The sequence below is a fragment of the Mesorhizobium sp. WSM4844 genome (genome assembly GCF_055811775.1).
The window spans coordinates 244562-261492 of sequence record NZ_JBVVQB010000002.1 but is presented as its reverse complement, the minus strand read 5'-3'; the positions used below and the strand labels follow the sequence as shown (position 1 = coordinate 261492).

The following is a 16931-nucleotide window of genomic DNA, read 5'->3' as shown; positions in this document are numbered from 1 at the left end:
AGTCCGTGAGCATCGGAAGCGGAGAAAACCGCGTCAGGTGTCCGGCAGGGTAGAATTATCGAGAAGGCTCAGCGGATCATGTAGACCTTCTTGATCGTCTCGTGGACGGTGCAGACGCCCTTCCAGTCCTGCGGAAAGAACGCCGCGGTGTCGGGTTCGATCTCGATCACCTCGCCGGATTCGTGGACATAGGTGCAGCGGCCCTCTAGGAAATGGCAGAATTCGTCGCGGGTGACGTGGCAGTGCCATTTGCCTGGGGTGCAGACCCACAGCCCGCATTCGGAGCGGCCTTCCGGCCCCTTGTGCAGCAATTTGCCGGAGGTACGGGATTCGCCCTCGATCATCGTGGGGATGACGCCCCAGTCGACGAGGTCGGTGAGGGCAAGCGGCGATTTCATGATCGGTGTCGGCATGTCGTGAAGCTCCAGTGGCTGGCTTCAGGCCAGCATGTAAATGTTGCGGATGGTCTCGTGGACGGTGCATTCGCCGGTCCAGCCGGTCGGGAACATGACCACCGTGGCAGGGGAGACTTCTATCACCTCGCCGTTGTCCGATCGGTAGGTCGCGCGGCCGGCAACGAAATGGCACAGTTCGTCGCGCGGGATCGCCAGCCGCCAGCGGCCGGGCGTGCAGACCCAGATGCCGGATTCCGGCTGGTTGTCCGGCCCCTTGTGGACCAGCCTGCCGGTGGAGTGCGAAGCACCTTCCAGCGCATCGGGCTGGGCGCCCCAGTCGATCAGGTCGGTGCGGCTGGAGGCTTGGTGGAGGTGTGGGGCGGAGGAGGTTATGTGGGAGCTCCGCCATGCTTGTGCTTGACGTGCCCGCGCTCTACGGCGGGGGCGCAAAGGAATGCCATACCCATCAGCCCGGTCACAGCAGTTTCTCCAGCAGCCCCGCTGCCTTCTCCGGGCCGTTCTGCGCCTGCATCTGCGCCGACGTCTTCGCCAGCTTGGCCCTGATTGCCGGGTCGGTCAGGCAGGTTTCGATCTTGGCGATCAGCTCGGCGTCGCTCCAGTCGTAGCGCGGCATGCCGAAGCCGTGGCTGGTCTCCTCGACCCGGGTCGCGTTGTCGTGGCCATCCCAGACATAGGGCATGATGATCGCCGGCTTGCCGAAGTAGAGACACTCGGTGAAAGAGTTGTTGCCGCCATGGTGGATCACTGCATCGACCTGCGGGATCACCGAGGGCTGCGGAAACCAGCTCTCGACGATGACATTGCCGGGCACTTGCGCGTATTGGTCCTTGTAGCCGCCGACATTGACCAGCGCCCGGTAGCGAGTCTCGGCCAGCGTCGCGATGATGCGCTTCAAGAGATCGACATCGCCGGCGCCAAGGCTGCCGAACGAGACGTAGAGCAGCGGCCCGTCATTATTCTCAGCAAAGGTCGGCACGGTGTAGGGCTTCTCCTGCCGCACGCAGCCTTCCAGATACTGGAATTTTGCCGGGTCGAGCGGATGGCGGCGCTTGAACTTTGCCGCCTCGGGATAAAGCAACAGGTTGAGGTAAGGCGAGGCCTCGAAGAACTGGCCGATCGGATACGGCGCTTCGTTGTTGGCTTTCAAAAACGCGTTGAAGTCGTCATGAATCGGCTTGATGACCGCGTTGAAATGGTCGCGGTAGTGCTGATGGCAGGCGTGGTCGTTCTCGCCGCAGCCGGACAGGTGCGGCGGGATGTCCTCGTCCTCCATCTCGTTTTCCGAGCAGGAGATGACGCGCACCCACGGCTTGCCATACTGCTTGATCGCCGGGAACAGGATGACGTTGTCGACGCAGATGACGTCGGGCTTGATCGTCGCAAGCACGCCGGGCAGGTCCTTCTCAGCCCATTTGGCGCTGTCGACGATCGCCGTCCAGCAGTCCTTCACGTAATTGTCGACCTGGTCGTAGGGCGATTTGCGAAAATTCGGGATGTGGCCGTTGATGAAATCTTCCCAGAACTTGGCCATCTGCTCGGGCGGCATCGGCTCGGACAGGTTCACCGGATGCGCCTCGAAGCCGTAGCCCTTGTAGACGTCGACGAAGCCGGGGTCCGACAGGAACACCGCTCTGTGGCCGCGCGCCTCGACCGCCTGGGCGATACCGACGGAGTTGAGCGCCGGGCCGTAGGCCGCTTCCGGAAAAAACGCGATGGTCTTCTGCGCCATGAAAGTTCTCCTTCAATCAATCTGCGAAAATTCTGACGTCGGCGGCATCCCAGCCGAGTTCGACCGCATCGCCCGACGCGACCGGGCGGCGGTCGGCGGCGTCGGCGGTGACGCGCACCAGGAACGGTTTTTGTGACAGAGCGGTGCGGACATGCAGCTGCAGGTCGAGCCCGTGATAGGCGAGCGCCTCGACGATGCCGGCAACACGGTTGGCCGTCTCTGGCGGCGGGAACAGCCGGATGCGCTCGGGCCGCACCGAAGCGACCACCGCAGCGCCGGGCGAAAGTATTTCGGGAACCATGCCTGATATCCGCGCACCATTGGCTGCCAGCACGCCATCGTTGGCGGCTTTGCCCGGCACGAAATTCATGACGCCAATGAAGTCGGCGACGAAACGGTCGGCCGGATGTTCGTAGACCGCATGCGGCGTGTCGCATTGCAGCAGCTTGCCGTCCCTCAGCACCGCCATGCGGTCGGCCATGACGAGCGATTCCTCCTGGTCATGGGTGACGATGACGAAGGTGATGCCGACTTCGTGCTGCAGCCGCTTCAGCTCCAGTTGCATGGCGCCGCGCAATTTCTTGTCGAGCGCACCGAGCGGCTCGTCGAGCAGCAGCAGCCGCGGCCGCTTGACCAGCGCCCGGGCAAGCGCGACGCGCTGCTTCTGGCCGCCCGACAATTGCTCCGGCTTGCGGTCGGCGAAGGCGACAAGCTCGGTCGTCGCCAGGATGGCGTCGACGCGGGAGCGGATTTCGTTTGCCGGCAAGCGCTCCATTTCAAGGCCGTAGGAAACATTGGCCCGGACGCTCATATGCGGAAACAGCGCGTAGGACTGGAACATCAGGTTGACCGGCCGCCTGTTGGGCGGGGTTTTGGCGATGTCGCGGCCGTCGAGCAGGATGCGCCCCTCATTGGGCGTCTCGAAACCGGCCAGCATGCGCAGCAGCGTGGTCTTGCCGCAGCCGGAAGGTCCGAGCAAGGCGAAGAACTCGTTCTCGCGGATATCGAGCGAGATGCCGTCGACGGCCGTCACCCGGCCGAAGTTCTTCGACACCTTGTCGATCGCCAGCAGCGTGCGGGGCTCGCTCATTGGCCGATGACTCCGCGGTTGAGCCGCTGCGACAGGGTCAGCGCGGTGATTGAGACCGCCATGACGATGGTCGCCAATGCATTGATCTCCGGCGTGATGCCGAAGCGGATCATCGAATAGATCTGCATCGGCAGCGTAGTCGAGGCGCGGCCGGCGCCGGCGGTGAAGAAGGCGATGATGAACTCGTCGACCGAAAGGGTGAAGGCGAGCAGCGCGCCGGCGACGACCGCCGGCAGGATGACCGGCAATGTCACCCGCCTGAAGGTGGTGAGCGCGGAAGCGCCGAGATCGGCGGAGGCCTCGACGATCGACCAGTCGAAGCTTTTTAGCCGCGCGCGCACCACCGAGCAGACGAAGGCGAGGTTGAAGACGACATGGGCGAGGATGATGGTGTGCAGGCCGAGCGTGAAATCGAGCATAGAAAAGAAGCTGAGCAGCGCCACCGCCAGCACGATGTCGGGAATGATCATCGGCGCAAAGATCAGCGCCTCGAGGCCGCTTCCGTACTGCCGGCGCATTTCGACGCCGATGGCCAGCAAGGTGCCGAGCAGCGTGGCGATGGCTGTCGAGACCAGCGCCACGATCAGCGTGTTGAGGGCGGCGGAAAGGATCGCGGCGTTTCCGGCGAGCGAGGCATACCATTTCAGCGAAAAGCCCGACCAGACGGTCGGCAGCCCGCCTTGGTTGAACGACAGCGCCACCAGTACGGCGATCGGAATGTAGAGGAAGGCGAAGACCAGCGTCAGCACGAGCCAGAGAGTACGCCGTGTGGCGGGCGAGCGCTCAGTCATCGGCGCCTCCTTTCGCTTCGGCGATACGGCCGGCGGCGCGATCGGCAGCCAGGGCCTGCGCCGTCAGCACCAAAAGCATGATGGCGATCAGCGCCATCGCCAGCGCTGCGCCGAACGGCCAGTCATTGGCGGTCAGGAACTGGTCGTAGACAAGATTGCCGATCATCTGGAAGCGGCCGCCGCCGAGCAGTGCCGGCGTGACAAAATTGCCGATCGACAGCACGAAGACGAAAACCGCCCCGGCGGCGATGCCCGGCACCGTCAGCGGCAGTATAACCCGGCGAAATGTGGTCATGGCCGAAGCGCCGAGATCGCGCGAGGCCTCGGCCAGCTCCGGATTGAGCCGCGACAGCGGCGCGTAGCAGGCGAGGATGACGAAAGGCAGGTAATTGTAGACCAGACCGGCGATGACGGCGCCTTCGGTATAGAGCATCGACGGCGGCTCGCCGGTATAGCCGAACCAGCGCAAGAGCTGGGTGATCAGGCCTTCGCGGTTGAGCAGCACGATCCATGCATAGGTGCGGATCAGGTAATTGGACCAGAAAGGCAAGACGGCGAAGAACAGGAACACCGGCTGCCACCGGCGCGGTGCTGCCGCGATCGCATAGGCGGCGGCATAGCCGATCACCACCGCGATCAGCGTTGCCGTGCCGGCGATGCGCGCCGAATTGAGGAAGATGCCGGCATAGAGCGGGTCGAGCACCAGCCCGAAATTCTCCAGCGTGAAGCTGTATTCGATGCCGCCATAAATGCCGCGCCGGAAGAAGGCGAGCGCCAGCACCAGCGCGCATGGCACCACCATCAAGGCGGTGAGCCAGGCCAGCGCCGGCGCCATCAGCAAGGAGGAGCGGGAAGGTGTGAACGATCTCATGTCGCACCCTCCTCTGGCCTTGAGGCCATCTCAAAGGCATCGAAATTGTGTTTGGACAAGCGCCCCCTCACCCGGATTGCCAACCGAATTGCGAAGGGCAATTCGGGGCAATCCGACCTCTCCCCGAGGGGAGAGGAGGTCGCCGACCTTGGCGTCAGCCTCTTCTCCCCAGCGGGGAGAAGGTGGCCGCGAAGCGGCCGGATGAGGGGGTGCTGCGCCGGAGCTTGGCGACAGGTCGCAATCCAGCCGATCTCCCCCCTTGAGGGGGAGATGGCCGGCAGGCCAGAGGGGGGCGTGAAGGAACGCAAGCCTGATTCCAGATGCCGAAACTACTGCGCCGCCTTGATCTCGCTGACGATCTTCGAATAGTCGCGCTGGGCGTCGCCGACGTCGCGCAACTGCTCGAACTTGACCAGTTCGGCCACAGGCATGTTCATATTTGGGAATTTGGCGAGGAAATCCGCCGGCAGGCTTTCCATAGCCGGCTTGTTCGGCACCTTGTAATCGATGTTCTGAGCCGCCCAGGCGTGGTTCTTGGCGTCCAGCATGAAGTTGATGAACTGGAAGGCGGCGTCCTTGTTGGCCGATGCCTTCATCACCACCATCGTATCGACCCACAGGTCCGAGCCTTCCTTGGGTATGGTGTATTTAATCTGCGGATTCTCGGCGATGCCATAGTTGCACCAGCCATCCCATGCCTGCACCATCAGCGCCTCGCCCGAAACCAGCTTCGAATAGAAGGTGGTGTCGTCATAGGCGAGCAAGGTCTTCTTGGCCGAGATCAGCAGGTCCTTGACCTCGGCGAGCTTGGCCGGATCGGTTTCGTTGACCGAATAGCCCTTGGCGAGCTGCCCGGCGGCAAGCAGCCAGCGGTCGGTCGCCAGCATCGTGGTCTTGCCCTTGAGCGCCTCGGACGGGGCGAGAAGATCGTTCCAGCTGGCCGGCTCGGTCTTCACCAGATCCGAGCGGTAGCAGAGGCCGGTGGTGCCCCAGGTGTAAGGCACGGAAAAATTGTTGCCGACATCGTGCGGCAGCTTGGCCGCCTCAGGATAGAGATTGGCGAGATTGGGGATCTTGGCGTGGTCGATCGTCTCGATCAGGCCGAGATTGTTCAGCACTTCTGCGAACGGCGAGGAAACGAAGACCACGTCATAGCCCTTGCCGCCCGAAGCAACGAGCTTGCCCATGATCTCCTCATTGGTGGCGTGAACGACGACCTCGCCGGAAACGCCGGTCGCTGCTTTGAAGGCGGCCATGGCGTCCGGCGCCATGTAGCCGTCCCAGTTGGAAATGACGAGGTCGGCGGCGGCCGCCGGCGCCGACAGCGCCATAGCGAGGCCAAGCGCGATCGCGGAAGTTTTTAACGAACGGTGCCGCAGGGTGGTGGCGGTCATGACAGACTCCCATTCTGGTTGATCGTCGAATTCAATCAATCGTCGGACCAGCGCTTGCGACCATGCCGCCGCTTCGATCCTGTTCCCCGGTCTTTTTATTGCCGATTGAACCCACAGTACTATTGCAGAAAAAAGTACGTCAATCCATAATTTGGAAAATCGCCGCGAAATCCAGCCGATTGCGCCCGCAAGGGCAATCGGTCAAACCGCAGCGGTCGAGCCCGTTCACGAGAAACGCCATGCAAGCCGTTGCCAGACGCCCGCGCACCAATCATCTTGATCTCGCGCAGCGCATTCTCGACGTGGCCCGGCAGCGCGGCTTCGAGGCTGGCGCCCATCTCCCGGAACAGCAGATCGCCTCGCTCTGCAACGTCTCGCGGACCCCGGTGCGGGCGGCGCTGCGCCTGCTCACCGAAAAAGGCCTCGTGGGCTGGGAAGCTGATTCCGGCTATCGGCTGGCCGTTGACCTCACCAAGCAGGCGACCCTTGCCACTGACCTGCCAAGCGCCGAGGAGGACGAACTCGCGGAGATGATCCTGCGCGATCGGTCGGCGCGCCGGCTGGATCAGACGGTGACCGTCGGCGCGTTGATGCGGCGCTACAGTGCCGAACGAAAGACAGTACTAAAAGCGCTAAAGAAACTGACAGACGAAAATCTTCTGGATCGCGCACCGGGACAGGCCTGGCTGTTCAGGCGGGCGCCTGACGATCCGGAGGCGCAAGGGGAAAGCTACGAGTTCCGCCTGATGCTGGAACCCGCCGCCATTCTGGCGCCTGGCTTTCGGCTGGACGGGACCCGCGCGGCAGCCTTGCGCCAGGGCATGGAGGCGCTGCTGGCGCTGCCCGACGCCACATTCGATATCAGAGAGTTCCAGCGGCTGGACATCGACTTTCACGGCATGATCGCCGACGGCTCCAGCAACCGCTTCGTCACCGACGCGCTGTCCGATCATCTCAGGCTGCGCCGGCTGCCGGGGACCTATGCCGGCGTCAACGTCTTCCGGCTGAAGCAATCGCTGCGCGAGCACCTGACCATACTCGACCAACTGGAAAGCCGGCAGTATGAGGTTGCAGCCGATCTGCTTCGCGTCCATCTGCGATTGTCCCGCAGCCAGCGACCGCAGGCGGCCAGTCGCGGCGCCCCCGCATTGTTCGGCATGATCAGCCGGCCGGATTGACGAGGACCACGAGAACAGTGACGCGCAAAACCAGCCCGACTATCGCGTTGTTTCCCGAAGCGAGCTTCGGTGCCGCGCTCAATTGCGTCGGCATCGCGCAGGCCTTGCGCGCAAGGGGCGCGCGGCCGGTGTTCATCTGTCACGCCGGCTTTTCCGGTGTGTTCGCCGACTACGGGTTTCAGGAATATCAGTTGCCGACCGACGATCCGCTGACCGACAGCGAACGCCAGAGCTATTGGCAGGCTTTCGTGCGCCGGCATCTGCCGCATTTCAGGCTGAGCCCGATCGACCAGCTCGAAACCTATGTCGCCCCGACCTGGGAAGCGATCGTCGATACCGCGCTCAATGCCGAGGCGCCGCTGCGCCAATTGCTGACCCGGTTGAAGCCGGACGCCGTGGTGCTCGACAATGTCATCATGTTTCCAGCACTTGCTGCCGCCGGCTGCCCATGGGTGCGCGTCGTCTCCTGCGCCGAGACCGAGCTGCCCGACGCCGATGTACCGCCATATCTGTCCGGTCTCGCCGCCGACGACCCCAGCCGCGCGGCCTTCGAGGCGCGCTACCTGGCAGCCGTCGCTCCGGCTCATGACCGGTTCAACCGGCTTCGGACCGACGCCGGTCTTGCACCCTTGCCGAGGGGACTTTTTCTCGAAGCTTCGCTCGATCTCAATCTGCTGCTGACCCCAACCATCGTGCGCAGGCAGCGCGCCGAGCCGCTCGACCCGGCCCGCTTCGTCTATCTCGAAGGCTGCGTCCGTTCGGAAGGGCCGTTCGACGTGCCGGTCTTTCCACGCAATGACGGGCCGCTGGTCTATCTCAGCTTCGGCAGCCTGGGCGCGATGGATGTCGGCCTGATCGAGCGCATGCTCGCCGTGTTCGACCGGCTTCCGGCCCGCTTCATCGTCAATGTCGGCGGTCTGCGCGACAGCTATCGCGCGGTTCCGGACAATGTCTATCTCGACGCCTGGTTTCCGCAGCCGTCGGTTGTCGCCAAGTCCGATCTCTTCATCCATCACGGCGGCAACAACAGCTTTTGCGAAGCGCTGCGTTTCGGCGTGCCGTCGCTGATCATGCCCTATTGCTGGGACGGGCACGACAATGCGCAACGCGCCGAGGAAACCGGCGTTGGCCGCCACCTCAGCCGCGATGGCTGGAGCGACGACGAACTGGAAAACGCCATCCTTGGCCTAATGGCCGATGGCGAGATGCGCTTTCGTCTCAAGGAGAATGCAGCCACCATGGCACGGGCGCCGGGAACCGAAATCGCCGCCGAATCCATTCTCGCCCTCGTAAGGACGTGACCTGATGCTCAACACCACGACAACGGATGCACCGCAAATGACCCCAACGGACGATCCGAAGCGATGGCTGGAGCAGCAGGGGATCAGGGAAGTCGAATGCCTGGTGCCGGACGTGAATGGCGTGTTGCGCGGCAAGGCGTTGCCAACGGCCAAGTTCCTGAAGTCGCTCGAAGACCGCGCGCTCTACCTGCCGAGCAGCGCCTTCCTGGTCTGCATCGACGGCCGCTATTCCGGTTCCAACGACGAGGGCTTCGCCTATCAGGATCCCGACATGCGGATGGTGCCGGATGTCGCGACGCTCTGCCTTGCGCCCGGCGCTGGAGCTGAAAAGGCCTATGTCTTCGCCGATGCGTTTCACATGGACGACCGGCCGTGGATGGCCTCGCCACGTCATGTGCTGAGGGCCGTGCTCGATCTCTATCACCAGCGCGGCTGGCGGGCAGTGGTGGCGCCGGAGCTCGAATTCTACCTGACCGCGCCCAATCCCGATCCCGATCGGCCGTTGATCGCGCCGGTCGGGCGCAATGGCCGCTCCGAAACCGTGCAGCACCCCTATGACATGGCGGCGCTGGAGGAATTCGAGCCGGTGATCCAGCGGCTCTACGACTATGCCGCAAAGGCCGGGCTGCCGCTCGATACGCTGATCCACGAGTCAGGCACGGCGCAGTTGGAGATCAATTTCCTGCATGGCGACGCGCTGCCGCTGGCCGACAAGGTGCTGCTGTTCAAGCGGATGACGCGCCAGGCCGCGCAGCAATACGGCATGCATGCGACCTTCATGGCTAAGCCGATCGCCGCACAAGCCGGCAGCTCGATGCATCTCCACATGTCGGTCGTCGACGAGGCGGGGAATAGTCTGTTCGCCGGGCGCGACGATGCCGACACCGAGATGTTCGGGCATTTCATCGGCGGCCTGCAGAAATACATTCCCGAGGTGATGCCGCTGTTTGCGCCGAACGTGAATTCGTTCCGCCGCATCCGGCCGAACCACAGCGCCCCCGCCAACATCGAGTGGTCGCATGACAATCGCTCCTGCGGCCTGCGCGTGCCGGCCGGCGGGCGGGCCGCGCGGCGGGTGGAAAACCGGCTGCCCGGCGCCGATGCCAACCCCTATCTGGCGATGGCCGGCTCGCTGCTCTGCGGCTATCTCGGCGTCGAGGAAAAGCTCTCGCGTTCGCCCGAGGCATCGGGCAACGCCTATCGCAGCAAGGGCACGCTGCCGAAAACCATGGAGGAGGCGCTCGACCGTTTCGCCGCCTGCAGTCCGGTTCGGGACCTGCTCGGCGAGGATTTCGTCCAGACCTATCTGCGCGTCAAGAGCGTCGAGCTCGACCTGTTCCAGAGCGTCGTCACCAGTTGGGAACGCGACCACCTGCTGCTCAAGGTCTGACTATGAGCTTGGATTCTGGGGGCTTCAATTCCGGCCTGGACATCGGCAAATCCTACTATGTCGCAACCGCCAATCCGGCGCCGGAGCATCCGGCCCTGCAGGGCGACGTCGACGCCGATCTGGTGGTGGTCGGCGGCGGCTGCACCGGCCTGTCCACAGCCCTTCATGCCGCCGAGCGCGGGCTGAAGGTGGTTCTCCTCGAAGGCGGCAAGATCGGCTGGGGGGCGTCGGGGCGCAATGGCGGCCAGATCATCCCCGGCCTGCGCAAGGGCGCCAAGGGCCTGGTCAAGCTTTATGGGCCCGAACGGGCGCGGGCGCTTTTCGCTCTCGCCCTTGAGGCGCGCGGGCTGGTGCTCGACCTCATCGAGCGCCATGCCATCGATTGCGACCTCCGGCTCACCGGCCATCTGGCCGGTGCGATAAACGGCTCCGACCTCCGCGACCTCGAGGAAGAGGCCGAGTGCCTTGCCGTCGTGATGAACTTTCATGACGTCGAGATGCTGTCTGCAGCGCAGGCGCGTGAAATGGTGAACACGCCCTATCACGGCGCCATGTACGAGAAGCTCGGCGGCCATATGCATCCGCTGAACTACACGCTGGGTCTTGCCCGCGCCACGGCAGCGGCAGGCGTCACCATCCACGAGAATTCGGTGGCGCTGCGGCTGGAGCGGGAACCTTCCATCCGGGTTTCCACGGCCAAGGGCACGGTCCGGGCCCGGCATGTCGTGTTGGCCGGCGACGCCCTGCTTCAGGGGCTCGAACCGCGCGTCAACAGCCGCATCATGCCGGTCGGCAACTACATCATCGCCACCGAGCCGCTTGACGACACCAGCGGCGTCATCCCAAGCAATGCCGCCGTTTCCGACACACGCTTCGTCGTCAACTACTACCGGCTGTCGGCCGACGGCCGCCTGCTGTTCGGCGGTGGCGAGCGCTACACGCCGTCGCCGCCCGCCGACATTGCCGGCTTCGTGCGGCCGCATATGGAAAAGACCTTTCCGCAATTGCGCGGCCGCCGCATCGAGCATGCCTGGGGCGGGCTGGTCTCGGTGACGACATCGCGCCTGCCGGATGTCGGCCACTATGGCGAGGTCTATTTTGCGCATGGCTATTCAGGCAAGGGCGTGATCCTGTCGACGCTGTCGGGAAAGCTGCTTGCCGAGGCGATCACCGGCGATGCGTCGCGGCTCGATCTGTTTTCGACGCTGAGGCCAATGCCGTTTCCCGGCGGTACCGCACTGCGCGGCCCGCTCTATGTCCTCGGCATGCTCTGGTACGCCATGCGCGACCGCATCAAGCATTGAGCAAGCGATCCACTGCCGCCGTGGTCTTGCGACGGAGGGCGGCAACGCAGCTTCGCGACAAATTTGACCATGTGGACAAAGGTCGGACGCCGTTCCATAGTTCCCTCGCCTGATATCCAAAGAAACAGCCGGCACGACACGGCGCCAATCAGAGGGGCATGCAATGGACAACGGGAAGAGCAAAATCCAGTCGAAACGCGAAGGACTTTCGCGACGCAATTTGCTGGAACTCGGCGCGCTCGGCCTGGCGGCAGCCATGCTGCCGGGCAGTGCCTTGGCGCAGGACAAGAAGCTGAAGGTGGCGGCGATCTTCGCCACGCCGACCGAGGAGCCATGGGTCCACCAGATCCATGTCGCCCTGCAGAGGGCCGAGAAGGAACTCGGCATCGAGTACAAATGGTCGGAGAAGGTGCAGACGGCTGATTTCAGCCGTGTGATGCGCGAATATGCGCAAGGCGGCTATGAGCTGGTGCTGGGCGATGCGTTCGCTGCCGAACGCGAATCCCGCCGCACCGCCAAGCAATTTCCGAAGGTCGCCTTCCTGTTCGGCTCCGGCGCCGGGCCGGCCGAGCCGAATTTCGCTGTCTTCGACAACTGGATCCACGAGCCCGCCTATCTCTCCGGCCTGATCGCCGGAAAGATGTCGAAATCAGGCACGATCGGCGCCGTTGCGGCGATGGGCATTCCGGAAGTGAACCGGCTGGTCAATGCCTTCTTTGCCGGCGCCCGCGAGGTCAATCCTGACATCAAGAGGAAGGTCGCATTCATCGGCTCCTTCTTCGACCCGCCCAAGGCCAAGGAAGCGGCTATCGCCCAGATCGACGCCGGCGTCGACGTGATCTATGCCGAACGTTTCGGCGTCATCGAAGCGGCGGTCGAGAGGAAGATCCTCGCCATCTCCAATATGTCCGACCAGTCCAACCTCGGCCCGGACACGGTGATCACGGGTCCGGTCTGGGATATGTATCCGACGGTCGAGCATGCGATCAAACTGGTCAAGGCCGGCGTCTTCACCGCGCAGGATTACGGCGATTTCTCGCGCATGGCCAAGGGCGGATCCTTTCTGGCGCCCTATCACAAATTCGACAAGACGCTGCCCGCCGACGTCAAGGAGCTGGTCGAGAAGAAAAAGGCCGAAATCCTCGACGGCAATTTCCGTGTCGTCGTCGACGAGAACACGCCGGTTTCGGATTGAGCGCAGTTTTTTTGGGGTTGGCGCTGCACCCCCCTCTGGCCTGCCAGAGGGGGGTGCAGCGCATCCCTCAAATCATAAGCCAATTCAGGAGCACCCTCGCCTTTGCCCCCCCCTCTCATCGAAATGCGCGGCATCTCCAAGAGCTTCGGCGCCGTCATGGCGAACGAGGCCGTCGATCTCAGCGTCGCGCCGGGCGAGATTCTCGGGCTGCTCGGTGAAAACGGCGCCGGCAAGACGACGCTGATGAACGTGCTGTTCGGCGCCTATGCATCCGACGCCGGCGAGATCCTGGTTCAGGGCCGGCCGGTGACGATCAACAGCTCGGCCGATGCGCTCGCCGCCGGCATCGGCATGGTGCACCAGCATTTTCACCTGGCGCCGCGGCTTTCGGTGCTGGAAAACCTGCTGATCGGCATTCCCGGCAAATCGGGCCGGATCGACCGCGCCGGCGGGCTGGCGCGACTGGCGGATATCGGCCGCCAGCATGGCCTCACGCTCGATCCGGATCGTCCCGTCTCGGCGCTGTCGATCGGCGAGCAGCAGCGGCTCGAAATCGTCAAGGCGCTGTTTCGCGGTGCAAGGCTGCTGATCCTCGACGAGCCGACGGCGGTGCTGGCGCCGACAGAGGTCGACGGGCTGTTTTCGGCGCTGCGATCGATGACGGCCCAGGGTCTCGGCATCATCTTCATCTCGCACAAGCTCAACGAGGTCAGGGCGTTGACCCATCGCTGCGTCGTGCTGCGGCACGGCCGCGTAACCGGGCGCGTCGATGCACCTGCCAGCACGACATCCCAGGACATCGCGCGGCTGATGTGCGGCCACGAGATCGTTCCGCCGGCCAGGGGACCGTCGACACCGGGTGCCGCGGTGCTGACCCTGGACGGCATCTCGACGTCGCGCCATTCCGGCATGGCGCTGCGCAATGTCTCGCTTTCGGTGCGCGCCGGCGAGATCCTCGGCATTGCCGGTGTCTCGGGCAACGGCCAGCGGGCGCTTGCCGAGGTGATCTCCGGCGTTCGCGCGCCCGATGCCGGGCGGATGACGATAGCCGGCAAAGCTGTCTCGCGGTTCTCGCCGCGCGAGGTGCAGGCGCTCGGTCTCGGGCGCATCCCGGAAGACCGCATGACGACGGGACTGGTCACCAACCTGCCGCTTGCCGATTCGATGGTGCTGCCGCGCATCGGCACCGGGGCGTTCAGCCGCAACGGTCTGCTCAGGCCCGATGCGATCCGCGCCTTCGCCGAAGAACAGATCAAGGCCTATGACATACGCTGCCCCGGACCGATGACGCGGGCCGGAGCGCTGTCCGGCGGCAATCTGCAAAAGGCGCTGCTGGCGCGTGAGCTCGCGTTCGACCCCAAGGTGCTGATCGTGTCGCAGCCGACGCGCGGCCTCGACATTGGTGCGGCGCGCTTCATCCACGAAAAGTTCCTCGACATGCGTGCCAGGGGCTGCGGCATCGTCGTCATCGGCGAAGACCTCGAAGAGCTGCTGATGCTCTGCGACCGCATCGCGGTGATGTATGAGGGGCGCATTGCCGGCACGCTGGCCAGCGCCGACGCTACCATCGCGCGGCTCGGCCTGATGATGACCGGAGCGGGGGGCCATGGTTGATGTTTCGCCTCGAAGCCCGCACCTCAACGCCCGCCTGGTTCAACCTGGCTCTGCCGTTGCTGGCCATCGGCGCGACATTGGTGCTATGCAGCGGCCTCATTGCGCTGGCCGGCGCCGGGGTGATCGAGGCCTATGGCGTGATGTTCTCGGCGTCGCTGGGCGACAGCTACGCGATCACCGAAACGCTGGTGCGCGCAACACCGATGATCTTCACCGGCCTTGCCGTAGCGGTTGCCTTCCGCGCCAAATTCTGGAATATCGGCGCCGAGGGGCAGTTGCTTGCCGGTGCGGTGGCGAGCTGTGCGGTCGGCGCCATCCCGATGCCGGGGCCGCTCGCCATGCTGCTGATGGCGCTCGCCGGCGCCGCCGCAGGCGCTGCGGTCGCCCTGGTCCCGGCGACGCTGCGGATGAAATTCAAAGTCGATGATGTCGTTAGTTCACTGCTGCTCAACTCGGTCATCTTCTATGCGTTGATGGCGCTGATCGAAGGCCCTTGGAAAGACAGTTTCAGCGGCTACCCGATCTCGCCGCCGATCGAGGATTCAGCGAATTTCCCGGTGCTGCTCGAAGGCACGCGGCTGCATCTCGGCGTCGTGGCGGCGTTCGTGGCCGCACCGGTCATCTGGTTCCTGATCATGCGCACGACGCTCGGATTCAGGATCAGGGTCATCGGCGAAAATCCCGAGGCCGCGCGCTATGGCGGCGTCCATGTCGAACGGGTGCTGATCTCGACGGCGCTGCTGTCCGGCGCACTCGCCGGGCTTGCTGGCGTCAGCGAAGTCGGCGGCGTGCATTTCCAGGTGATGAGCGACATCTCGCCGGGCTATGGCTATTCCGGCATCGTCGTCGCCATGCTGGCGAGGCTCAACCCGCTTGGCGTGATGCCGGCGGCGCTGTTCCTCGCCGCCGTCATGACCGGCGCCGAGGCGATGTCGCGGGCCACCGGCGTTCCGGCCTTCCTCAGCGACGTCATCCAGGGCACCGCGCTGCTCGCCATGCTGGTGGCGCTGCTGTTCACGGCCTATCGCATCCGCCGCGTCGGAGCCGCATGATGAGCGTCGTGCTCGAACAGATTTTTCAGGTCGGCTTCCTCGCCGCGATCATCCGCATCGCCACGCCTTTGGCTTTCGCGACGCTGGGCGAGATGTTTTCGGAGCGGGCCGGCGTGCTCAATCTCGGCATCGAAGGCATCATGCTGTTGTCGGCGATGACCGGCTTCACCGCGACCAGCCTCAGCGGCAGCCTGTGGCTCGGCGTGCTTGCGGCGGTGCTGACCGGTGCGCTGATGGGTGCCGTGCATGCGCTGTTCACGGTGGCTCTCGGTCTAAGCCAGCATGTCTGCGGCATCGGCGTGACGCTGTTCTCGTCGGGCCTCGCCTATTTCCTTTACCGGCTGATCTTCGGCCAGCAATCGGTGCCGCCCAGCATCAAGAGTTTCGAAACGCTGCCGATCCCTGTTCTCTCCGACATCCCGGTGCTCGGACCAGCCGTGTTCAACCAGTTTTCGCTGGTCTACATGGCGATGGCAGCCGTTCCCCTTGCCGCCTTCGTGCTCTATCGGACTCCGTGGGGCCTGTCGGTGCGCATGGTCGGCGAAAATCCGCGCGCCGCCGATTCGGCCGGCGTCGGCGTCATCGCCACTCGCTTCCAGGCGGTGATCCTTGGCGGTGCCCTGATGGGGCTGGCCGGGGCTTTCCTGTCGATGGTGCAGTTCAACGCCTTCACCTTCGGCCTCGTCTCCGGGCGTGGCTGGGTGGCGATCGCGCTCGTCGTCTTCGGCCGCTGGGATCCCTGGCGTTCGGCAGGGGCCGCCCTGCTGTTCGCCTTCGTCGATGCCCTGCAACTGCGCATGCAGGCGAGCGGGCTCGGCCATATCCCCTATGAGGCGTTCCTGATGCTGCCCTTCATCTTCACCATCGTCGCCATGGCGGTGATGTCACGCAATGCCGTCGCGCCTTCGGCGCTCCTCAAGCCGTTCCGCCGCGAAGAACGCTGACAGGGCGGGGAAGGGAATTCTCAGCCACCGCTTAGCGCCCGCATCACATTCGGCAGCGCCGGCAGCGTCAGCAAAACCGTGCCGGCAAGCCAGATCGACGCGACGACGATGCTCCTGGGGCGCGCCGACCAGCGCTCATAGAGAGCGGCCGGCACGCCGGCGAGCATGATGGTCATCGTCGACAGGATCAGCGCACTTGCCATGTAGACGATCTGGCTCAGGGGAGGCGCCCAGCCCGGATACCAGATCGGATAGAACAGGAACACCATCAGCACCCACGGCGAAAAGATGCCGTTGACGATGGCGACCGCCATGACCGGGACAAGACCGTTTCTGTCCATTGCCTCAACCCCCCTGCGAAGCCATCGGCGCAATGCCGAAATTGATCAGAAAGACGAGGTAGAACACGCGCAAGGCCATAAGCCAGAGCACGCTGAAGACGATCACCACCGGCTGGGTCAGGATCGACGGCGTAATGCTCCGCACGGCCCGCAGGAACGGGTCCGTGACACTCTTGAAGAAGCGCCAGATGTAGTTGTCCCAGCTTTCGGGCACGAAGAAACCGAGCGCGAGGCGACCGATCAGCGTGTACATCACCGCGGCAAGGACGAAATTCGGGATGTGGAAATACCAATAGGACCAGAAATCGTTCATGGGGGAGT

Annotated in this window: 17 protein-coding genes; 8 read left to right on the top strand and 9 right to left on the bottom strand. The window is 64.1% G+C overall.

From position 1 onward, the window contains the following. Positions 1–68: 68 nt before the first annotated feature. From AC0L2A_RS03395 to AC0L2A_RS03365, 7 genes are all read right to left on the bottom strand, one after another. Positions 69–413, bottom strand: coding sequence for a cupin domain-containing protein (locus AC0L2A_RS03395; protein WP_023800538.1), 345 nt, complete (start codon positions 411–413; stop codon positions 69–71). Positions 414–437: 24 nt separating this feature from the next. Continuing rightward, the gene (locus AC0L2A_RS03390; RefSeq protein ID WP_473607536.1) at positions 438–788 is read right to left on the bottom strand and encodes a cupin domain-containing protein; all 351 of its coding nucleotides are present in this window, start codon (positions 786–788) and stop codon (positions 438–440) included. An 82-nt stretch (positions 789–870) separates the two neighbouring features. Further along, positions 871–2145 carry a glycosyltransferase gene (locus AC0L2A_RS03385; RefSeq protein ID WP_473607507.1) on the bottom strand — a complete coding sequence of 425 codons (1275 nt, stop codon included), beginning with the start codon at positions 2143–2145 and terminating at the stop codon, positions 871–873. Between the two features lie 16 nt (positions 2146–2161). Continuing rightward, positions 2162–3235, bottom strand: coding sequence for an ABC transporter ATP-binding protein (locus AC0L2A_RS03380; protein WP_473607505.1), 1074 nt, complete (start codon positions 3233–3235; stop codon positions 2162–2164). Next, a complete protein-coding gene (locus tag AC0L2A_RS03375; RefSeq protein WP_128168656.1) occupies positions 3232–4026 on the bottom strand; it encodes an ABC transporter permease in 795 nt (264 codons plus the stop codon). The genes AC0L2A_RS03380 and AC0L2A_RS03375 overlap by 4 nt, the downstream gene beginning before the upstream one ends. After that, positions 4019–4861 (bottom strand): ABC transporter permease, encoded by an 843-nt coding sequence (locus AC0L2A_RS03370; RefSeq protein ID WP_036269997.1) that lies wholly within the window; start codon positions 4859–4861, stop codon positions 4019–4021. The genes AC0L2A_RS03375 and AC0L2A_RS03370 overlap by 8 nt, the downstream gene beginning before the upstream one ends. A gap of 365 nt (positions 4862–5226) precedes the next feature. Further along, positions 5227–6291 (bottom strand): polyamine ABC transporter substrate-binding protein, encoded by a 1065-nt coding sequence (locus tag AC0L2A_RS03365; RefSeq protein ID WP_473517131.1) that lies wholly within the window; start codon positions 6289–6291, stop codon positions 5227–5229. A gap of 239 nt (positions 6292–6530) precedes the next feature. Between AC0L2A_RS03365 and AC0L2A_RS03360 the strand changes: the two genes are divergently transcribed. The 8 genes from AC0L2A_RS03360 (at position 6531) to AC0L2A_RS03325 (ending at position 16269) form a co-directional block, all read left to right on the top strand. Further along, positions 6531–7469 (top strand): GntR family transcriptional regulator, encoded by a 939-nt coding sequence (locus AC0L2A_RS03360; protein WP_473607504.1) that lies wholly within the window; start codon positions 6531–6533, stop codon positions 7467–7469. Positions 7470–7486: 17 nt separating this feature from the next. Continuing rightward, on the top strand, positions 7487–8770 hold the full coding sequence (locus AC0L2A_RS03355) for a glycosyltransferase (protein WP_473607502.1): 1284 nt from the start codon (positions 7487–7489) through the stop codon (positions 8768–8770). Between the two features lie 37 nt (positions 8771–8807). After that, entirely contained in the window at positions 8808–10160 is a 1353-nt protein-coding gene (locus AC0L2A_RS03350; protein WP_473607501.1) for a glutamine synthetase family protein, read from the top strand. Between the two features lie 2 nt (positions 10161–10162). Beyond that, positions 10163–11464, top strand: coding sequence for an NAD(P)/FAD-dependent oxidoreductase (locus tag AC0L2A_RS03345; RefSeq protein ID WP_473607500.1), 1302 nt, complete (start codon positions 10163–10165; stop codon positions 11462–11464). A gap of 163 nt (positions 11465–11627) precedes the next feature. Continuing rightward, on the top strand, positions 11628–12659 hold the full coding sequence (locus AC0L2A_RS03340; RefSeq protein ID WP_473607498.1) for a BMP family protein: 1032 nt from the start codon (positions 11628–11630) through the stop codon (positions 12657–12659). 102 nt (positions 12660–12761) lie between these two features. Further along, the gene (locus tag AC0L2A_RS03335) at positions 12762–14273 is read left to right on the top strand and encodes an ABC transporter ATP-binding protein (RefSeq protein WP_473607497.1); all 1512 of its coding nucleotides are present in this window, start codon (positions 12762–12764) and stop codon (positions 14271–14273) included. Continuing rightward, complete coding sequence (locus tag AC0L2A_RS03330; protein ID WP_473607495.1) at positions 14273–15325, top strand: ABC transporter permease; 1053 nt, start codon at positions 14273–14275, stop codon at positions 15323–15325. The genes AC0L2A_RS03335 and AC0L2A_RS03330 overlap by 1 nt, the downstream gene beginning before the upstream one ends. Continuing rightward, positions 15325–16269, top strand: coding sequence for an ABC transporter permease (locus AC0L2A_RS03325; protein ID WP_023800524.1), 945 nt, complete (start codon positions 15325–15327; stop codon positions 16267–16269). The genes AC0L2A_RS03330 and AC0L2A_RS03325 overlap by 1 nt, the downstream gene beginning before the upstream one ends. A gap of 20 nt (positions 16270–16289) precedes the next feature. Here the strand turns inward: AC0L2A_RS03325 and AC0L2A_RS03320 are convergent, their stop codons facing one another. Next, the gene (locus AC0L2A_RS03320) at positions 16290–16610 is read right to left on the bottom strand and encodes a hypothetical protein (protein WP_091592307.1); all 321 of its coding nucleotides are present in this window, start codon (positions 16608–16610) and stop codon (positions 16290–16292) included. Between the two features lie 4 nt (positions 16611–16614). Then, positions 16615–16923 carry a YggT family protein gene (locus AC0L2A_RS03315; RefSeq protein ID WP_473607494.1) on the bottom strand — a complete coding sequence of 103 codons (309 nt, stop codon included), beginning with the start codon at positions 16921–16923 and terminating at the stop codon, positions 16615–16617. Positions 16924–16931 lie beyond the last annotated feature (8 nt).